Genomic DNA, 17,060 nt, shown 5'->3' on the forward strand with positions numbered 1-17,060 from the left:
TTTTTAAATTGGGTAGGGTATAGCTATTCTAAATTGTTTCATTATCAAAACCTCTAATTTTTTACGATGAAAACAATTAAATATTTATTGATGAGCTTCGTGGCAATATTATTTATTTCTTGTCAAAGTGAGGAAACAGTGATTATTCAAGACACTACTCAAAACTTAACAGCGGCCTCTCCTCTGACGGATTTGATTTCTCGAGTGTCGCAAAACCCTACCTCTAAGGATAATGTTTTGGATAATTCCAGTTGTTTTACAGTTCAGTTACCCGTTGTTGTTATTGTTAATGGAACACAAATGACGGTCTCGGATCAAAATGATTATATAACTGTTCAGGATGCATTAGATGCTTTTTCAGATGATGATGATATTGTAAATTTTGTTTTTCCAATAACAATTCAGTATCAAAATTTCAATACACAGTTGATTGCTGATTCCGACCAATTAGAAGAAGTGATGAATAATTGTGATGAGGATGATGGGTTTGATGAAATTGACTGTATCAATTTGAATTACCCAATTAAAATTGATATTTATGATTCAAATAATCAAATTGCAAATACGATTAGTATTCAAAACGATACTGATTTGTATAACTTTTTAGAGAATATAGAAAGCGATGCGTTTATTTCTATCAACTATCCTGTTTCTGTTACTGATGCAAATGGGCAAAATGTTGTCATCACAAATAACTCTGATTTTGAAGATAGTATTGAAGACGCTATAAAGGATTGTGATGATAATTCAGGTACAGGAGGAAGTGCTGATTTTATTTCAAGCTTGACAGATGGAACATGGTCTGTTTCTTACTTCTTTAATAATGTTGATGAAACGCCAAATTACAAAGGTTACACTTTTACTTTCAATTCTAATGGAACTGTTGTAGCAGTAAATGGGACAACTTCCATTGTTGGTACCTGGTCAACTTTTGTAGATAGCGGTAAAGAACTATTTGTAATACAATTTGATGACAATAGATTAGATGAATTAAAAGAGGATTGGATCATTGCGGAATATACTACTAGTAATGTTAGGCTAAAAAATGAAAGTAGTAGCGCAGGCGAAACGGAGTATCTCTATTTTACTAAAAATTAATTAAAACCAAATACCACTAGATTAACCATTGTGAACTTTATTGAACCATTTTTTATGACTGTTGTCTAGAAAAATGGTTTGATAAAACCACTATTTATCTGCCCTTAATTATTTATTACTTAACCCTTTTTAAAAACAAAAAAATGAAAAAAACATCAATTTTAGGTTTACTTGTCATTTTGATGAGTTCTTGTACGGATAATCCGTCTACAGATGGAAATGTTACATTGAAAGCGTCTGCTGTGTCTACAACAGGTTTGTCTTCTACTACTGCGCGTTCTGCCGCGTCTTCCGTAATTATTACTGATTTTAAGATTAATATCGGAAATATTAAATTCGAAACCGATATGGAGGATGACATGTATGAGACAGATTCTATCTATGATGATGTTAAACTTGCGGGGCCTTTCTTATTGGATTTACTTGACCCAAATAATACCTTGTCACAGGTGATTACTTCTGTAAATGTTCCAAATGCAAAATATGAGGAAATTAAATTTAAATTTGAGAAAAGTGTTCTGCCTGGTGAAATGGAAGGGAAAACTTTCTTAATTAAAGGTACTGTGGATGGTAAAAACTTTGTTGTTTGGAGTGGCAAAGACGCTGAACTTGAAATGGATTTTAGTGATCCTACCAAAGACTTTACAGTGAACAGTAATGACTTGACTCTTAATATTAAAATACACTTAGATGCTCTAAAAGCGAAGCTAACAGAATTAGCTAATCAAAATTTACTTTTAGATACTGATGGAGATGGTCTGATAGAAATTAGTACTGATGATGATGATGGACACCATGCTTTTGGAGAGGAAATCAAAGTATTACTTGAAAATGAATCCGATTTAGACGATAAAGACTAATCAAATTCGCATTTTATTTTATTAAAAAGGGGCTATCTTAAAAAGACAGCCTCTTTTTATTTCTATTCCTATTTAAACTTCAAAATCAAATGCTTAAATTTGCACCTCAATAAAATAAAAAAATATGTTCGATAATTTAAGCGATAAGTTAGATAAAGCCTTTCATATATTAAAAGGACACGGAAAAATTACGGAAGTAAACGTTGCCGAAACTTTGAAAGAAGTTCGTAGAGCCTTACTTGATGCCGATGTTAACTTTAAAATTGCCAAAGATTTTACAACTAAAGTAAAAGAGAAAGCAATTGGTCAAGAGGTATTAACGACACTTCAGCCAGGACAATTGTTAGTGAAGTTAGTTAAAGATGAATTGACGGAATTGATGGGTGGTGACGTTGCCGGAATTAATCTTTCAGGAAATCCAACTGTTATCCTAATGTCAGGTTTACAAGGATCTGGTAAAACGACCTTTTCTGGAAAATTAGCCAATTATCTGCAAACTAAAAAGAACAAAAAACCTCTATTGGTTGCCTGTGATATCTATCGTCCTGCGGCTATTCAACAATTATATGTTGTTGGGGATTCCATAGGAGTTGAGGTGTATTCAGAACCAGAAAATAAGAATCCGGTTGAGATTGCTCAAAATGCGATCAAACATGCTAAAGCCAATGGTTTTAATGTGGTGATTGTCGATACAGCCGGTCGTTTGGCTGTTGATGAGGAGATGATGAACGAAATTGAACGTGTTCATAAAGCGATTCAACCTCAGGAGACTTTATTTGTTGTGGACGCCATGACAGGTCAAGATGCCGTAAATACAGCTAAAACGTTCAACGACAGGTTGAATTTTGATGGAGTTATCCTTACCAAATTAGATGGTGATACTCGTGGTGGAGCCGCTATTTCTATTAAATCGGTTGTAAACAAACCAATTAAATTTGTTGGTACAGGAGAAAAAATGGATGCTATCGATGTATTCTATCCTATTCGTATGGCCGAACGTATCCTTGGTATGGGGGATGTTGTGTCTTTGGTAGAAAGAGCACAAGAGCAATTCGATGAAGAAGAAGCAAGAAAAATCCAAAAGAAAATTGCTAAAAACGAATTTGGTTTTGATGATTTCCTTTCTCAAATTCAGCAAGTAAAGAAAATGGGTAATATGAAAGATTTGGTTGGAATGATACCAGGTGCTTCAAAAGCCATGAAAGATATCGAAATTGAAGATGATGCTTTCAAACATATCGAAGCAATCATCCATTCTATGACTCCTATAGAAAGAAGCAAACCAGCTATCATTGATGTGAAAAGAAAAGCCAGAATTGCAAAAGGTTCCGGAACTAAAGTGGAACAAGTAAATCAATTGATGAAACAGTTTGACCAAATGAGCAAAATGATGAAAATGATGCAAGGACCAGGCGGAAAAAACCTTATGAAAATGATGGGTGGAATGAAAGGCGGAATGCCTGGAATGAGATAAATTTATTTAAGGTTTAAAGTTTCAAGTTGATTGGAATTTTAAGCCTTAATTTTTTGAAATACAATTACAAGAACATAATTATTCAGTTACAAAGTTTTGGTTGTTCGGTTCCAAAGAGAACTTTAAACCTTAAACTTTTAAACTTTAAACTAAATTAAAATGCAACTACTAGACGGAAAAAAAACATCGGAAGACATTAAACACGAAATAGCTGCCGAAGTACAACAAATGAAAAACAATGGGGAAAAAGTACCTCATTTAGCAGCTGTAATCGTTGGTACTAATGGTGCCAGCTTAACTTATGTTGGAAGTAAAGTACGTTCTTGTCAACAAATTGGTTTCGAATCCACTTTAGTGAGTTTAGCTGAAACTATTACTGAAGAAGAATTGCTTGCTAAGATAAAAGAGTTAAATGAAGATGATGATTTAGACGGTTTTATTGTTCAGTTGCCTTTACCAAAACATATTGATGAGCAAAAAATACTAATGGCTATTGATCCTGATAAAGATGTAGATGGTTTTCATCCTACGAATTTTGGAAAAATGGCATTGGAGATGGAAACATTTTTGCCGGCAACTCCATTCGGAATCATGCAATTATTAGAGCGATATAAAGTAGAAACTGCAGGAAAACATACCGTGGTTATTGGACGTAGCCATATTGTGGGAAGACCAATGAGTATTTTGATGAGTCGCAAAGGTTATCCAGGAGATTCAACAGTAACACTTACCCACAGCAGAACTAAAAATATTGAAGAGTACACTAAAAATGCCGATATTATTATCACTGCTCTTGGTGTTCCTAATTATCTGAAAGCCGATATGGTAAAAGATGGTGTTGTGGTAATCGACGTTGGTATTACCAGAGTGGATGATGCTTCACATCCGAAAGGATATGTAATCACAGGTGATGTTGATTTTGATGGTGTTAGTAAAAAGGCCTCTTTTATAACTCCAGTTCCAGGCGGAGTAGGGCCTATGACCATTGCCATGTTATTGCAAAACACGCTTTTGGCAAGAAAAATGAGAATGAGAAAATAAAAAATGAATACCTGTATAAAGCCTTAAACGAAAGTTTAGGGCTTTTTTTATCTTAAAAAACACTTAAAATCCCTGCAATTGGTATGGTATCAAAATATAAAGAATACTTTTGCAGCACCTAAAAAAAACAGCCCTTTAAAATGGACGATTATTATTCGGAAATATTGAATTAAGATAGCATTTGATAAATCATTCAAAATGCTAATAATAAACTATAGAATTTTGAAATGAGAGCTTTCTACAAAAACAATAACGGATTAATTGAAATCGAAGAATGGACACCGAACTGCTGGATTAACATTGAAAGTCCGACCAAATCAGAAAAGAAATATTTACTCGAAGAACTTCAAATTCCCGAAGCATTTTATAATGATATCGAAGATATTGATGAAAGACCCCGTATAGAGGTAGAAAACGGATGGACATTGATTATTATGCGAATTCCTGTAAAAAGTAATGATGTGAAATTGCCTTTTCATACCATTCCTGTAGGGATTATTTTTAAAGAAGATGTTCGGGTTACCATCAGTTTTCATAAGACTGAAATGCTCACTGATTTTGTTACCTACACCCAACGCAAGAAAATTTACATAAAAGACAATTTCGATTTAGTATTGAAATTGTTGTTATCTTCCAGTGTTTGGTATTTAAAATACCTTAAACAAGTCAATCAAAAAATAAAATTGGCAGAAGATAATTTAGAAAAATCTATCAAAAATGAAGAGTTACAGGCTCTACTTCAAATAGAAAAATGCTTGGTGTTCTTCATGACTTCATTAAAGGGAAATGACATCCTTTTGCACCGAATAAAAAACATAAAATCACAGAAGGAACATTTTGATCTCGAACTGTTGGAAGATGTTGAAATTGAATTGCGTCAGGCACAGGAAACCACTAATATTTACAGTGATATCTTGACAGGAACTATGGATGCCTATGCTTCGGTGATTTCTAATAATATGAACAATATTATGAAACAGATGACTTCTATTTCAATCATCTTGATGATACCAACCCTGATTGCCAGTTTATATGGGATGAATGTGCCCAATGATTTGCAAAGTAACCCTTTTGGCATCTGGATTATTATTTTAATATCGGTTGTATTATCCTCCTTCGGAGTGTTTTTATTCAAAAGAAGAAGATGGTTTTAGATTAAGCCATTATTTGATAAGGCCCCATAAGTTATGCTTTTACGGAACTTGTAAAATAAAATCGATTTATTCGTTTGCCATGTGGAAATTAAATTTAACTTTGTAGTACAAAGTACTTTAATTATGGATCAAAAGCACCAAGAAGATTTATCTCATATCCGTTCCATGATGGAGCGCTCTTCAAGATTTATTTCGTTAAGTGGCCTTTCAGGGGTATTTGCTGGAATATCAGCCATCATTGGAGGAATGTATGCATACCAATTATTTGGAACGAATGGAATATCTTATATGGATGGAAGTTCTTACGATGAGAATAGTAATTTAGTTCGGGAATTATTTTTTACCGCAAGTATTGTTTTATTTTCGGCTTTAACTTTTGCAACATTCTTTACATGGAGAAAAAGTAGAAAGTATAATTTACCCATTTGGACTACGGCTACCAAAAAGATGCTTTTTAATTTAGCAATTCCACTTTTTGTAGGCGGGGTGTTTTGTATTGCTCTTTTAGGTTATAAAATCTATTTTTTAATTGCTCCAACCACTTTATTATTTTATGGTTTAGCATTAATTAATGCGGAGAAATATACTTTTTCGGATATTAAATATTTAGGTTTTTGTGAGCTTATATTGGGATGTGTTAGTCTTTTTTATCTTGAATATGGTTTGGTTTTTTGGATAATAGGATTTGGACTACTACATGTTTTGTATGGATTAGTGATGTTCAAAAAATATAAATAATCCAAACAATGGGAATCATTGACAAGTTAAATAAAGATTTTGAAAGCCGCGTCAGATTGGGGATTATGTCCATTCTGATGGTAAATGATTGGATAGATTTTACTGAGATGAAAACTTTATTGAATATCACCGATGGTAATTTAGCCAGCCATTCCTCTGCTCTGGAAAAATCAGAATATATTGAAATTAAAAAAGAGTTTGTCGGTAAAAAGCCCAAAACTTCTTATAGAGTTACGAACAGAGGCAGAGCTGCTTTTAACGAACATTTGAATAGTCTCGAAAAATTAATGAAATCGAATAAATAAATTTTTTTGTCTAATTACTTTGAATAACAAAGTACTTTTAATTTTATAAACATGAAAAAACACCATTTAATTTTAGGTTGCAGTGCTATATTTACATTGCTGTTTTACAATGAGTCGGTAGGCGTAAACCTGGCCATTTTTGGGCTCTTGCTGACAGGCTTGATTTATTCTTTTTACAGAAACCGTTTCACAGACTATTCCTATTGGGCTTTGATGATAACGTCGATTTTATCTTGTTTGGCATTTGCCTGGTATGGTGATTTTGTTTCTTTTTTGGCTTTAGCGCTGTCGGTTATTTTTTTACAATTCAAAACCCAGGAAGCAAAACTGAAAATAATGCAGGTTTTTCCACTTGTGTTTTTAAACGGAATTACTTCATTAGGTCGTATAGTGATGTTTAGCCAATGGCTTCCAAAAAGAGAAATTAAAAATGATTTTGCCAAAAAACTGATTGCTTATGTCATTATTCCAACTGTATTTGTTGCATTATTTTTTATGGTTTATGCTTTTGGAAGTGACCATTTTTCGGCTCTATTCACTGATTATACTTTAGATTTAAATATTTTTCAACTTGTGCTGATTACATTATTAGGCTTCTATATTTCATTTACTTTTTGGAATTATTGGTTGCCTGAGATTTGTTATGATAAAAATTCATTGTTGGATAATGATTTCAGTAATGAAATTAGAGTTTCCAATCAAAAGACATTTCCGTTTCTCGATATTGATTTCGAAAGAAGAAGTGGAGAGATTACTTTATTGCTTTTAAATGCTTTACTCCTGGTTTTTATCGCTACTTATAATTATGAACAATTTTTTGAAGTTATCGAAAAATCAAAATTAAGTTCCGCCACCCACGAGAGAGTAAACGCAGTGATTTTCTCTATTGTTATGGCAGTTGGCGTAATTTTATTTTACTTTAAAGGAGGTTTTAATTTTGATGAAAAAGCAAAAAAGATGAAGCAATTATCTAAAATTTGGATAGTTTTAAATGGAATTTTAATCATTAGCGCGATTATTAAAAACTCAGAATACGTTTCCTTCTTTGGATTAACCTACAAAAGGCTGGGCGTTTATGCATTCTTATGTTTAGCGATTATTGGTTTGTTTTTTGCCTTTTTGAAAATTAGTAAGCAAAAAACGAATGCCTATCTCTTTAACCAAATGGTCTGGTATTTTTATGGAACCATTCTTTTGTGCAGTTTTGTCAATTGGGGAAATATAATTACTGCTTATAATATTTCGGTTAACAAAGGAGTAGAGCCAGTGTTCTTGAGTGATTTGAATTTTAATGATGAAGCCCGTAGAGAGTATTTTTTGTTAAGGAATTTAGACGGGGAATCCACTGAAATTTCAAGAGAAGAACTAATCTCCGAAAGGCAAAATGAGAGTTTTTTATCTAAAGCGTTGTATTATGAAACGGTCAGTTTTGAGTAGCGTATAAACTAAAAATCCCAAGATTTAAATTCTTGGGATTTTTTGATATCTTAGTTTGTATTCGATTATAAAAGAAAAAATAAATATTAATAATCGCCTCTTTTCTTAAATCTTGGATCATCTCTTTTGATGAATTCAGTTCTCCTTTTTGGGACTTCAGTCTTAGGTAAACTGGCTTCTTCTGTTTTGCTTGAAGGCTCTATAAGTTCGTTTAATTCTTTGATTTCGGCATCAGTTAAATCACGGTAACGGCCAACAGGAACATCGAGTGAAATATTGATAATTCGGATACGCTTTAAGGCAGTAACTTCGTATCCCAGATATTCACACATTCTTCTAATTTGGCGGTTCAAGCCTTGTGTCAATATGATTTTAAAGATGTATTTACTGATTTGTTCCACTTTACATTTACGGGTAACGGTGTCTAAAATTGGCACTCCATTTCCCATTCTTTGAATGAATCGATCGGTGATCGGTTTGTTTACCGTTACAGTATATTCCTTTTCGTGATTGTTTCTGGCTCGAAGTATTTTATTAACGATATCACCATCATTGGTCATGAAAATTAAGCCTTCACTGGCTTTATCCAATCGGCCAATCGGGAAAATACGCTTTGGGTAATTAATATAGTCTACAATATTGTTGCGAACGTCCAAGTTAGTGGTGCATTCGATTCCTACGGGTTTATAAAAAGCCAGATAAACTGGTTTTTCGGTTTTTTCACGAATTAACTTGCCATCAATGCGTACTTCATCTTCTGGTGAAACTTTTGTCCCTAATTCAGGAACTACACCATTAATAGTAACACGGCCTTCTTCAATGAATTTATCGGCTTCACGACGGGAGCAAAATCCGGTTTCTGCGATGAATTTATTAAGGCGTTTTAGATTATCTTCCATAATGCAAAAGTAATACTAAATTGTTTAATCGTTAAAGAGTGGCTTTGTTTATTTGAAAACGAAGTGAAAATGGATATTCTTTTCTTTCGAAATAGGTAAGTTATTCAGATTCAAATATAAACTGTGAAATTTTTTGATACAAATCGTCATCATGCATGCTGTGTCCTAAACCTTTAGTTTCTATAAAAACCGCATTTTTCCAGGAACTGGCAATTTTTTTTCCTTCGTCAAATAAAACGACTGTATCATCAATATCGTGAGCAATCAGTCCTTTTGTGTTTATTTTGGAGGCGAATAATTTTCCGGTGAAGTTCTCTAGATTAAGTTTGAAATTATTCAAATAATGCGCTTCTAATTCTTTTGCTATTTTTTGGTTTAAACTGAGCAAAGTGATGTAATTATTCAGGATAATACTGAAATCACTTGGAGCTCCGAGGATCACCATTTTTTTTACGGTGGCATTTTGATAAACAGATTGGTAATACAAAATGGTTTTTCCTCCCATCGAATGACCAATAAGGACTTGGGGTTTAAATTTTTCGACGGCAATATGAATAAATTCGGCGTATTTCGGAATACTAAATTCTTTACCGCTCGATAGTCCATGTGCCGGTCCGTCGATGGCGATGATGGTGCTTCCTGATTTTTTTAAATAGGGCAGAAAGTTTTCCCAACGGGATGCGTTGCTTTCCCAGCCATGAACCAATAAAATTATCGTCTCATTTCCTTCCCAGGTATACGTATGAAAAGAGTGTTCTTCCTGTTGAAAACTGTTTGTCTGTGCTTCTTTTAGGATTTCCGGTAAATTGTCTTTGGATAGTTTTCCTACTCTTGGTTCACTAAAAAAGGCATATGCCAATTGAGATGCTTTTTCGGGCAATACAAAGCTCAATACGTTAATGTATAGTCCGAGAGATTTAGTAAAGAAAAAAAAGAATATATTTTTCATAATAAAAAAGCCTCCGATAAGGGAGGCTTAAATGTACTTAAAATTTAGAAAATAATTTTTCCATTTTTTCTTTTTCTTCTTCAGCCAGAGTGCTGTCTACTAATATTCTTCCGGAATGCTCATCAGTGATGATTTTCTTTCTGGATGCAATTTCTACCTGTGTTTGTGGTGGAATCGTAAAGAATGAACCTGCTGAAGCACCTCTTTCGATAGATACAACTGCCAATCCGTTACGAACACTGCTTCTGATTCTTTTGTAAGCGGCTAATAATCGGTCTTCAATTAGTGCTTCGTATTCAGCTGATTTTTCAGATAAGAATTGTTCTTCTTTCTGAGTTTCAGCCATAATCGCATCTAATTCAGATTTTTTGTGTTTCAAGTGAGAAGATTTTGCTTCTAATTTTTCTTTAGAGTTAGCAATAACCTCTTTTTTGTGTTCGATAGAAGCTTTCATTTCTTTGATTTGCTTTTCAGCTAATTGGATTTCCAATTCCTGAAATTCAACTTCTTTAGTCAATGAGTTAAATTCTCTGTTGTTACGAACGCTTTCTTGTTGTTTTGTATATTTTTTGATAGCCTCTTTGTGCTCATCAATTGCATTTTTCTTTACCTTGATAAGATCCTCGATAACTTCGAGATCACTTTTCAATTTTTCTGAACGGGTGCTTAAACCAGCAACTTCATCTTCCAAATCTTCTACCTCAAGAGGAAGTTCACCTCTTACGTTTCTGATTTCGTCAATTCTAGAGTCAATAAGTTGTAAATCGTAAATTGCTCTTAACTTGTCCTCAACACTTAATTCTTTCGTATTCGCCATATTCTATAAGTACTTAACTGGATTTGTATTTTCTTCTGATAAAATGAATGCAAAATTAAGGATTTTTTTCCGAAGAAAGTCAACAATATAATTTTTTGTATACCGTTCGCTTTCAAAATGTCCAATATCGGCCAAAAGTAACTTGTTTTCGGCTTCGTAATACTGATGGTATTTTAAATCAGCGGTTAAAAAAGCATCTGCGCCACTCTGAATCGCATTTTTTATGGCAAAACTTCCTGCTCCGCCAAGAACGGCTACTTTTTTTATTGTTGAACCTGTAAAGTTAGAATGTCTGATGCCATCCGATTGCATTTTTTCTTTTACAAACAAAAGAAAATCTTTTTCAGTCATTGGCGTTTCGAGTTCTCCAACCATTCCCAGACCAATATTTTGATGTGCGTTTTGTAAGTCGTAAATTTCATAGGCCACTTCTTCATAGGCATGGCTTCTAAAAAGTGCTTTCAAAATTTTGTTTTCCAAATGTTTTTCGAAAGTTACTTCTATTTTGATTTCGTCTCCCTGCACAAACTCGAAGCGTTCACCAACCTGGGGATTACTGTGTTCATTGCCCATGTAGGTTCCGATTCCTTTGGAGTTGAAACTGCAGTTTTCGTAATTTCCAATCGCTCCTGCTCCAGCATCAAACATTGCATTTCGTACTTCTTCGGCATTTTCAGGAATGGTGTAGGTGATTAATTTTCGAATGAAATGTTGTTTCGGAACTAAAACTTTCGTTTTTTTCAAACCCAGAGCATCACAAAATATTTTATTTACGCCTTCCTGATGATTGTCTAAAGCGGTGTGAACGGCATAAATTGCGATGTCATTTTTGATGGCTTTGATAACAGCACGTTCCACATAGTTTTTCCCCGTTATTTTCTTTAAGCCGGAAAATAATATGGGATGGAAACACACTACTAAATTGCATTTTTTCGAAATCGCTTCATCAATCACATTTTCTAAAGCATCGTGACATACCAAAACGCCAGTTGCTTCTGTGTCTTGATCTCCAACCAATAAACCGACATTGTCAAAATCTTCGGCATAAGCGAGTGGAGCCATTTCTTCGAGCACGGAAATTATTTCTTTTATCTTCATAACATCAGATTTTTGATTGTTAAATTCTGGATTTTCGAATAAACAAATTAACGAATAAAGAAATCAACTTTAAAATAAAATATTATACTTTCGTATAATGAATTTACTACGAAAAATACTGTTTCCATTTGCCATTTTATATGGGATCATCACCAGTATTCGGAATTTACTATTTGATAAAGGATTTCTAAAATCCTATACTTTCGATTTGCCCATTATCGCTGTTGGAAATCTTAGTGTTGGCGGTACGGGAAAGACCCCCCAAATAGAATATTTGATTCGGTTGCTTTCGGATAAATACAAAACAGCGACGTTAAGCCGTGGTTATAAAAGACAATCAAAAGGTTTTGTTTTGGCCGATTCAAGTTCGAATGCTGAAATACTTGGAGACGAGCCTTTTCAATTTTTTGAAAAATTCCCAACAATTCAGATTGCTGTAGATGCCAATAGAAAAAACGGTATTGAACAATTATTGTCACAAGCCATAAAACCGGATGTTATTTTGCTGGATGATGCTTTTCAACATCGTAAAGTTAAAGCGGGTTTTTATATTTTGCTCACCTCTTACGGAGATTTGTATTCAGATGATTTTATGCTTCCTACGGGAAATTTGCGAGAGTGGAGGAGTGGCGCGAAAAGAGCTGATGTTGTTATCGTAACGAAATGTCCTGAGAATCTTTCTGTTGAAGAGCAAAATAGTATAAAAAGCAAACTGAATCTTTCTTCAAATCAAGAATTATATTTTACCTTTATAGCATACGATGATTGTATTTATTCGGAAAATAAAAAAATGCCTGTCAGTGAGATTCAAAAGGATAATCAACTGCTTTTGGCTGGAATTGCAAAGCCAGAGCCCTTTTTTACTTATTTGAAATCAAATGCGAATCAGCAGGACTGTTTGACGTATCCGGATCACCATCATTTTACGGAGAAAGATATTTTAGACATTAAAAATAAAGCTCAAAACAAAATCATTATTACTACCGAGAAAGATTATGTCAGGTTGAAAAACTCTGATTTGGCGGCACAGTTATTCTACCTGCCTATAAAGAGTTTGTTTATTTCCGGTCCTGATACTTCGGGAAATAATTTTGATAAAACTATTTTAAATTATGTGGGAAAAAGTTCAGGAAACAGTTAGTTATATAAAAAACAGCACCAATTTCAGTCCGGAATATGGCGTGATATTAGGTTCTGGTTTAGGAAGTTTTACAGATGATATGCAAGTGGCGTTCACTTTACCGTATGATGAAATTCCGAATTTCCCGGTTTCGACAGTTCTAGGTCATAAGGGAGCGTTGGTTTTTGGAACTATCGGAGATAAAAAAGTGGTGGCTATGCAAGGTCGTTTTCATTTCTATGAAGGTTATTCTATGAAAGAGGTTACTTTTCCGGTTCGGGTTATGAAGTATCTGGGTGTCGAAAAATTAATCGTATCAAATGCCTCCGGAGGTGTGAATCCAAATTATAAGGTGGGTTCTATTGTGATTATTAAAGATCATATTAATATGGCGCCTGAACATCCTTTACGTGGAAAAAATGACGAACGTTTTGGCCCTCGTTTTGTAAACATGAGCGAACCTTATTCGCGAAAAATGATTGTTAAAGCAAAAGAAATTGCGATTGATTTGAATATTGAAGTTCACGATGGAATTTATTTGGGGCTGCAGGGGCCTACTTTTGAAACCTTGGCTGAATACCGAATGGTTAAGATTTTGGGAGCTGATTGTGTTGGAATGTCAACTGTGCCCGAGGTAATCGTGGCTCGTCATATGGATGTGGAAACTTTTGGTGTTTCGGTAATTACCGACATGGGTGATGAAGAAAATATCGATACGGTTTCGCATGATGAAGTTTTGGAAGCCGCGAAAAAAGCAGAACCAAATGTTAGGAATTTAATAAAAGAGTTGATTGTAAGATATTAACCTTTTTAAATGTATTGGGAAATAATCATGTAAAAATCTTCAGGAGAGAATGGTTTTGTTATCACATCATTCATTCCAAAAGATAGTAACATTTCCCTGTTTTCGTCCAATGAGATGGCCGTAAGCGCAATAACAGGTGTGCTGGTGTCGAATTCCCGTATTTGTTTGGTGGCCAAGGTTCCGTTTATTCCGGGTAAGTGTACATCCATTAGAATCAGGTCGTATTGATTGAGTCTTGCGGCTTCAATGGCATCTTCACCATTATCGATTATATCACAAAAAATCCCCTTGTTCTCGAGCATTCTTTTGGTAATCATTTGATTGATCTTGTTGTCTTCAATCAACAGGATTTTTTTGTTGTTCAGTAATGTGCTGTACTTTTCGGTCTTTTGTTCAACAGCAACTGGTTTTGAATCGATTTTAAATTGTAATTTGAATGAAAATGAGGAGCCTTCGCCAACAGTGCTTTCCAGTTTGATTTTTCCTCCCAGAATTTTAACCAGCTTTCTTACGATGGTTAATCCTAAGCCCGTTCCCCCGTATTTTCGATTTACTTCTATAGAACCTTGTGAAAAACTATCAAAAACAGTTTGGAGTTTCTCTTTTGGAATTCCAATTCCTGTATCGACAACTTCAAAATAAATAACGGCTTTTTCTTCCTCAGATGAATGAAGTCTGGCAATTACGGTTACGTCACCGTCTTTAGTGAATTTTAGGGCATTATTGATTAAATTCAGGAATATTTGTGACAACTTTGTTGGATCTCCTGTCAAATAATCAGGGATACTATCGTCAATTTCAAGAACAAAATTATTGTTGTTTGTGACTGCTAACTCTTTTAGCGAATTTTGGATGTTTTCCAATAATTCTTTAAGATTGAAACTGATATTCTCAATTTCGATTTTATTGGATTCAATCTTATTGATTTCCAGAATTTCATTAATGAATTTCGATAAATAATTTCCTGAAAATTGTAATGAGGCCAAATAGTTCAATTGGGATTTCTTTGGATTTTCTTCCAATAACAAATGAGTGATTCCGTTTATGGCATTCAAAGGAGTACGAAGCTCATGACTCACCGTCGAAAGGAATTCCGATCTTGCTTTTGAGGCTTTTTCGGCATTGTTTTTCGCAATAATCAATTCATTGTTTTTTTCTTTTAACAGTAAATTGGATTCATTACGAATAATATTGTTTTTATAAAGCGATAAACTCAATAAGGACAAAATGGTAATTAAAGCGATTGCCAGAATACTGATTAGTTTAGAATATTTGTATGTTTTCTGCTGTTCATGATATTCTTTTTCTCTTTGTATTGCCGCGTTTACGGATTCATTTTTTTTGAATCTTGTAAAATCTTCCATGCTTAGTTTAGCACTATTCATTTTAGAAATGCGGTCTTTCAACAGGTAGTGTTCATCTAGGTAGGTGTAGGCTCTGTCAAAATCTTTCCTTTCCTTGTAGCTTTTGCTAAAAGCCAATATGATTTTTGATTTTTGGTCTAAATCATTAATTTTTGCATTCGATTCTAAAGCATTTTCCAGGTAATACAATGCAGAATCAGTTCGTTTTTTATTGAGCTCAATAGTTCCCAACTGATAAAAAGCTTCAGCTTTGGATTTCAGATTGTTTTGATTGTCCGGTTTTTGTACAATTCCTTTGAAAATTAATGAGGCTGAGTCATACTTTTTTTTGAATTTGTATGCCATTCCTTTTTGAAGATTTAATTCTTCCGAGGTATCATGAATTTTAAGATTCTTGTAAATGGAATTGGATTTGTCGAAATAAACCCGGGCGAGCGTATATTTTTCCTTTTCAATATTAATTAAACCAAGGTAATGATAGGCGGCTGCAATGGTTGAAGTAGGAGCTAAGGTTTTGTATAAAAAGATGCTTTTGTGAAAATTTCTAGTCGCATTTTCATAAGAATTCTGATTATAAAAAATTTTGGCTAATTTAAAAACTTGGTAGGTATGCGCTTTTAAATCATTAATGGTCACACAAAAATCGATTGCTTTTTGTGTGTAATAAATGGCGTTTTTAGAATTGTTTATTTGGGTATTATAAGTAGCCAAATTGGAATAAAAAGCTATACTATCTGTTTCCTTTTTTGTTTGAGAATACAGTATAGTATTTAAAAAAAGAATTAAAATGAAAATGTATTTCATTAATAGTATGTTTATTTCTCAATTAGGGGCCTTATTTCTTATTTTCTTGTCAAAAGTATTAAATCAATTATTCTCGAAGAATATCCTATTTCATTATCATACCAACCCACGACTTTTACCATTTTGTCAATAACCGAAGTTAGTTGTGCATCAAATATACAGGATTTTTTGTTACCAATAATATCAACTGACACAATTGGATCTTCTGTATAATCTAAAATGCCTTTTAGATTAGTTTGGGAGGCAATTTTGAAAGCATTATTTATTTCATCAATGGAGACAACACGTTTCACATTGCAGGTAATATCAGTCAGGGAACCATCAGGAACAGGAACTCGAATACCGCAACCTCCTATTTTATTTTGCAAATCAGGGAATATTTTAGTCAAAGCTTTTGCCGCTCCGGTAGTTGTAGGCACTATGGACTGACTGGCACCTCTTGCTCTTCGTAAGTCTTTGTGAGGCTGGTCATGTAAACTCTGATCGGTGGTAAAGGAATGGATGGTTGTTATGTAGGCCTGCTCAATACCACAAAGTTCATCAATGATTTTTATCATTGGCGCTGCGTTATTGGTTGTACAGCTTGCGTTTGATATGATGGTTTCGGTTCCGTCCAGAATATGCTCATTTACACCCAAAACAACCGTTTTTATCGTGTCTACTTCAGAGGGTGCTGAAAGAATTACTTTTTTGGCTCCAGCCAAAATATGGGCATTTAACTCTTCGAAAGTTTTGTATTTTCCAGTGGACTCAATTACAAAATCAATATCGATGCTTTTCCAATCCAGATTTGAAATGCTTTTTTCATGAAAAAACAAAAAATGGTTTCCATCTACAATAATTCCTTTTTCATCATGATCCACTTCGAAAGGTAAAACACCGTGAATACTATCGTATTTCACTAAGTGAGCCATAGTTTTCTTGTCGGCAATATCATTGATGGCAACTACTTCTATACTGGGATGATTCAAAAGTAATCGGAATAAATTTCGTCCAATTCTTCCAAAACCATTAATGGCAATTCTTGTCATAAGTTTTAAGTTCCTAAAATCTAAAGTATAAAGTCAGTTAAGGTCTTTCGACTTTCTGACTTTGCG

General features: G+C 33.9%; 16 protein-coding genes. 10 read left to right on the top strand and 6 right to left on the bottom strand.

From position 1 onward, the window contains the following. Positions 1-66 precede the first annotated feature (66 nt). The 8 genes from ABEB23_RS01235 to ABEB23_RS01270 all read left to right on the top strand — a co-directional run bounded on the left by ABEB23_RS01235 (position 67) and on the right by ABEB23_RS01270 (position 8,107). Entirely contained in the window at positions 67-1,098 is a 1,032-nt protein-coding gene (locus ABEB23_RS01235) for a hypothetical protein (protein WP_348810554.1), read from the top strand. Between the two features lie 143 nt (positions 1,099-1,241). Beyond that, on the top strand, positions 1,242-1,958 hold the full coding sequence (locus ABEB23_RS01240; protein WP_348810555.1) for a hypothetical protein: 717 nt from the start codon (positions 1,242-1,244) through the stop codon (positions 1,956-1,958). 124 nt (positions 1,959-2,082) lie between these two features. Beyond that, positions 2,083-3,432: a signal recognition particle protein gene (gene ffh, locus ABEB23_RS01245; protein WP_348810556.1), complete on the top strand. Its 1,350-nt coding sequence runs from the start codon at positions 2,083-2,085 to the stop codon at positions 3,430-3,432. A 159-nt stretch (positions 3,433-3,591) separates the two neighbouring features. Then, complete coding sequence (locus tag ABEB23_RS01250) at positions 3,592-4,473, top strand: bifunctional 5,10-methylenetetrahydrofolate dehydrogenase/5,10-methenyltetrahydrofolate cyclohydrolase (RefSeq protein WP_348810557.1); 882 nt, start codon at positions 3,592-3,594, stop codon at positions 4,471-4,473. Between the two features lie 227 nt (positions 4,474-4,700). Beyond that, the gene (locus tag ABEB23_RS01255) at positions 4,701-5,627 is read left to right on the top strand and encodes a magnesium transporter CorA family protein (protein ID WP_348810558.1); all 927 of its coding nucleotides are present in this window, start codon (positions 4,701-4,703) and stop codon (positions 5,625-5,627) included. A 123-nt stretch (positions 5,628-5,750) separates the two neighbouring features. Then, a complete protein-coding gene (locus tag ABEB23_RS01260; protein WP_348810559.1) occupies positions 5,751-6,365 on the top strand; it encodes a hypothetical protein in 615 nt (204 codons plus the stop codon). A gap of 8 nt (positions 6,366-6,373) precedes the next feature. Beyond that, positions 6,374-6,670: a winged helix-turn-helix domain-containing protein gene (locus ABEB23_RS01265; RefSeq protein ID WP_348810560.1), complete on the top strand. Its 297-nt coding sequence runs from the start codon at positions 6,374-6,376 to the stop codon at positions 6,668-6,670. Positions 6,671-6,721: 51 nt separating this feature from the next. Beyond that, positions 6,722-8,107, top strand: coding sequence for a DUF4153 domain-containing protein (locus ABEB23_RS01270; protein WP_348810561.1), 1,386 nt, complete (start codon positions 6,722-6,724; stop codon positions 8,105-8,107). Positions 8,108-8,193: 86 nt separating this feature from the next. On the opposite strand, the gene rluF is transcribed toward ABEB23_RS01270, so the two are convergent. The 4 genes from rluF to ABEB23_RS01290 form a co-directional block, all read right to left on the bottom strand. Beyond that, entirely contained in the window at positions 8,194-9,006 is an 813-nt protein-coding gene (rluF, locus tag ABEB23_RS01275; protein WP_348810562.1) for a 23S rRNA pseudouridine(2604) synthase RluF, read from the bottom strand. 100 nt (positions 9,007-9,106) lie between these two features. Next, positions 9,107-9,955 carry an alpha/beta fold hydrolase gene (locus tag ABEB23_RS01280; protein WP_348810563.1) on the bottom strand — a complete coding sequence of 283 codons (849 nt, stop codon included), beginning with the start codon at positions 9,953-9,955 and terminating at the stop codon, positions 9,107-9,109. A 37-nt stretch (positions 9,956-9,992) separates the two neighbouring features. Beyond that, a complete protein-coding gene (locus ABEB23_RS01285; protein WP_348810564.1) occupies positions 9,993-10,772 on the bottom strand; it encodes a zinc ribbon domain-containing protein in 780 nt (259 codons plus the stop codon). 3 nt (positions 10,773-10,775) lie between these two features. Next, the gene (locus ABEB23_RS01290; protein ID WP_348810565.1) at positions 10,776-11,870 is read right to left on the bottom strand and encodes a Nif3-like dinuclear metal center hexameric protein; all 1,095 of its coding nucleotides are present in this window, start codon (positions 11,868-11,870) and stop codon (positions 10,776-10,778) included. A gap of 97 nt (positions 11,871-11,967) precedes the next feature. On the opposite strand from ABEB23_RS01290, the gene lpxK reads away from it, so the two are divergent. Further along, entirely contained in the window at positions 11,968-13,011 is a 1,044-nt protein-coding gene (gene lpxK, locus ABEB23_RS01295; protein WP_348810566.1) for a tetraacyldisaccharide 4'-kinase, read from the top strand. Then, on the top strand, positions 12,983-13,795 hold the full coding sequence (locus ABEB23_RS01300) for a purine-nucleoside phosphorylase (protein ID WP_348810567.1): 813 nt from the start codon (positions 12,983-12,985) through the stop codon (positions 13,793-13,795). The genes lpxK and ABEB23_RS01300 overlap by 29 nt, the downstream gene beginning before the upstream one ends. 5 nt (positions 13,796-13,800) lie before the next feature. Here the strand turns inward: ABEB23_RS01300 and ABEB23_RS01305 are convergent, their stop codons facing one another. Then, positions 13,801-15,963 carry a tetratricopeptide repeat-containing hybrid sensor histidine kinase/response regulator gene (locus ABEB23_RS01305; protein ID WP_348810568.1) on the bottom strand — a complete coding sequence of 721 codons (2,163 nt, stop codon included), beginning with the start codon at positions 15,961-15,963 and terminating at the stop codon, positions 13,801-13,803. A gap of 38 nt (positions 15,964-16,001) precedes the next feature. Then, positions 16,002-16,994 (bottom strand): type I glyceraldehyde-3-phosphate dehydrogenase, encoded by a 993-nt coding sequence (gene gap, locus ABEB23_RS01310; RefSeq protein WP_348810569.1) that lies wholly within the window; start codon positions 16,992-16,994, stop codon positions 16,002-16,004. Between the last annotated feature and the right edge of the window lie 66 nt (positions 16,995-17,060).

The sequence above is a fragment of the Flavobacterium maritimum genome, from assembly GCF_040049085.1.
Lineage (GTDB): Bacteria > Bacteroidota > Bacteroidia > Flavobacteriales > Flavobacteriaceae > Flavobacterium > Flavobacterium maritimum.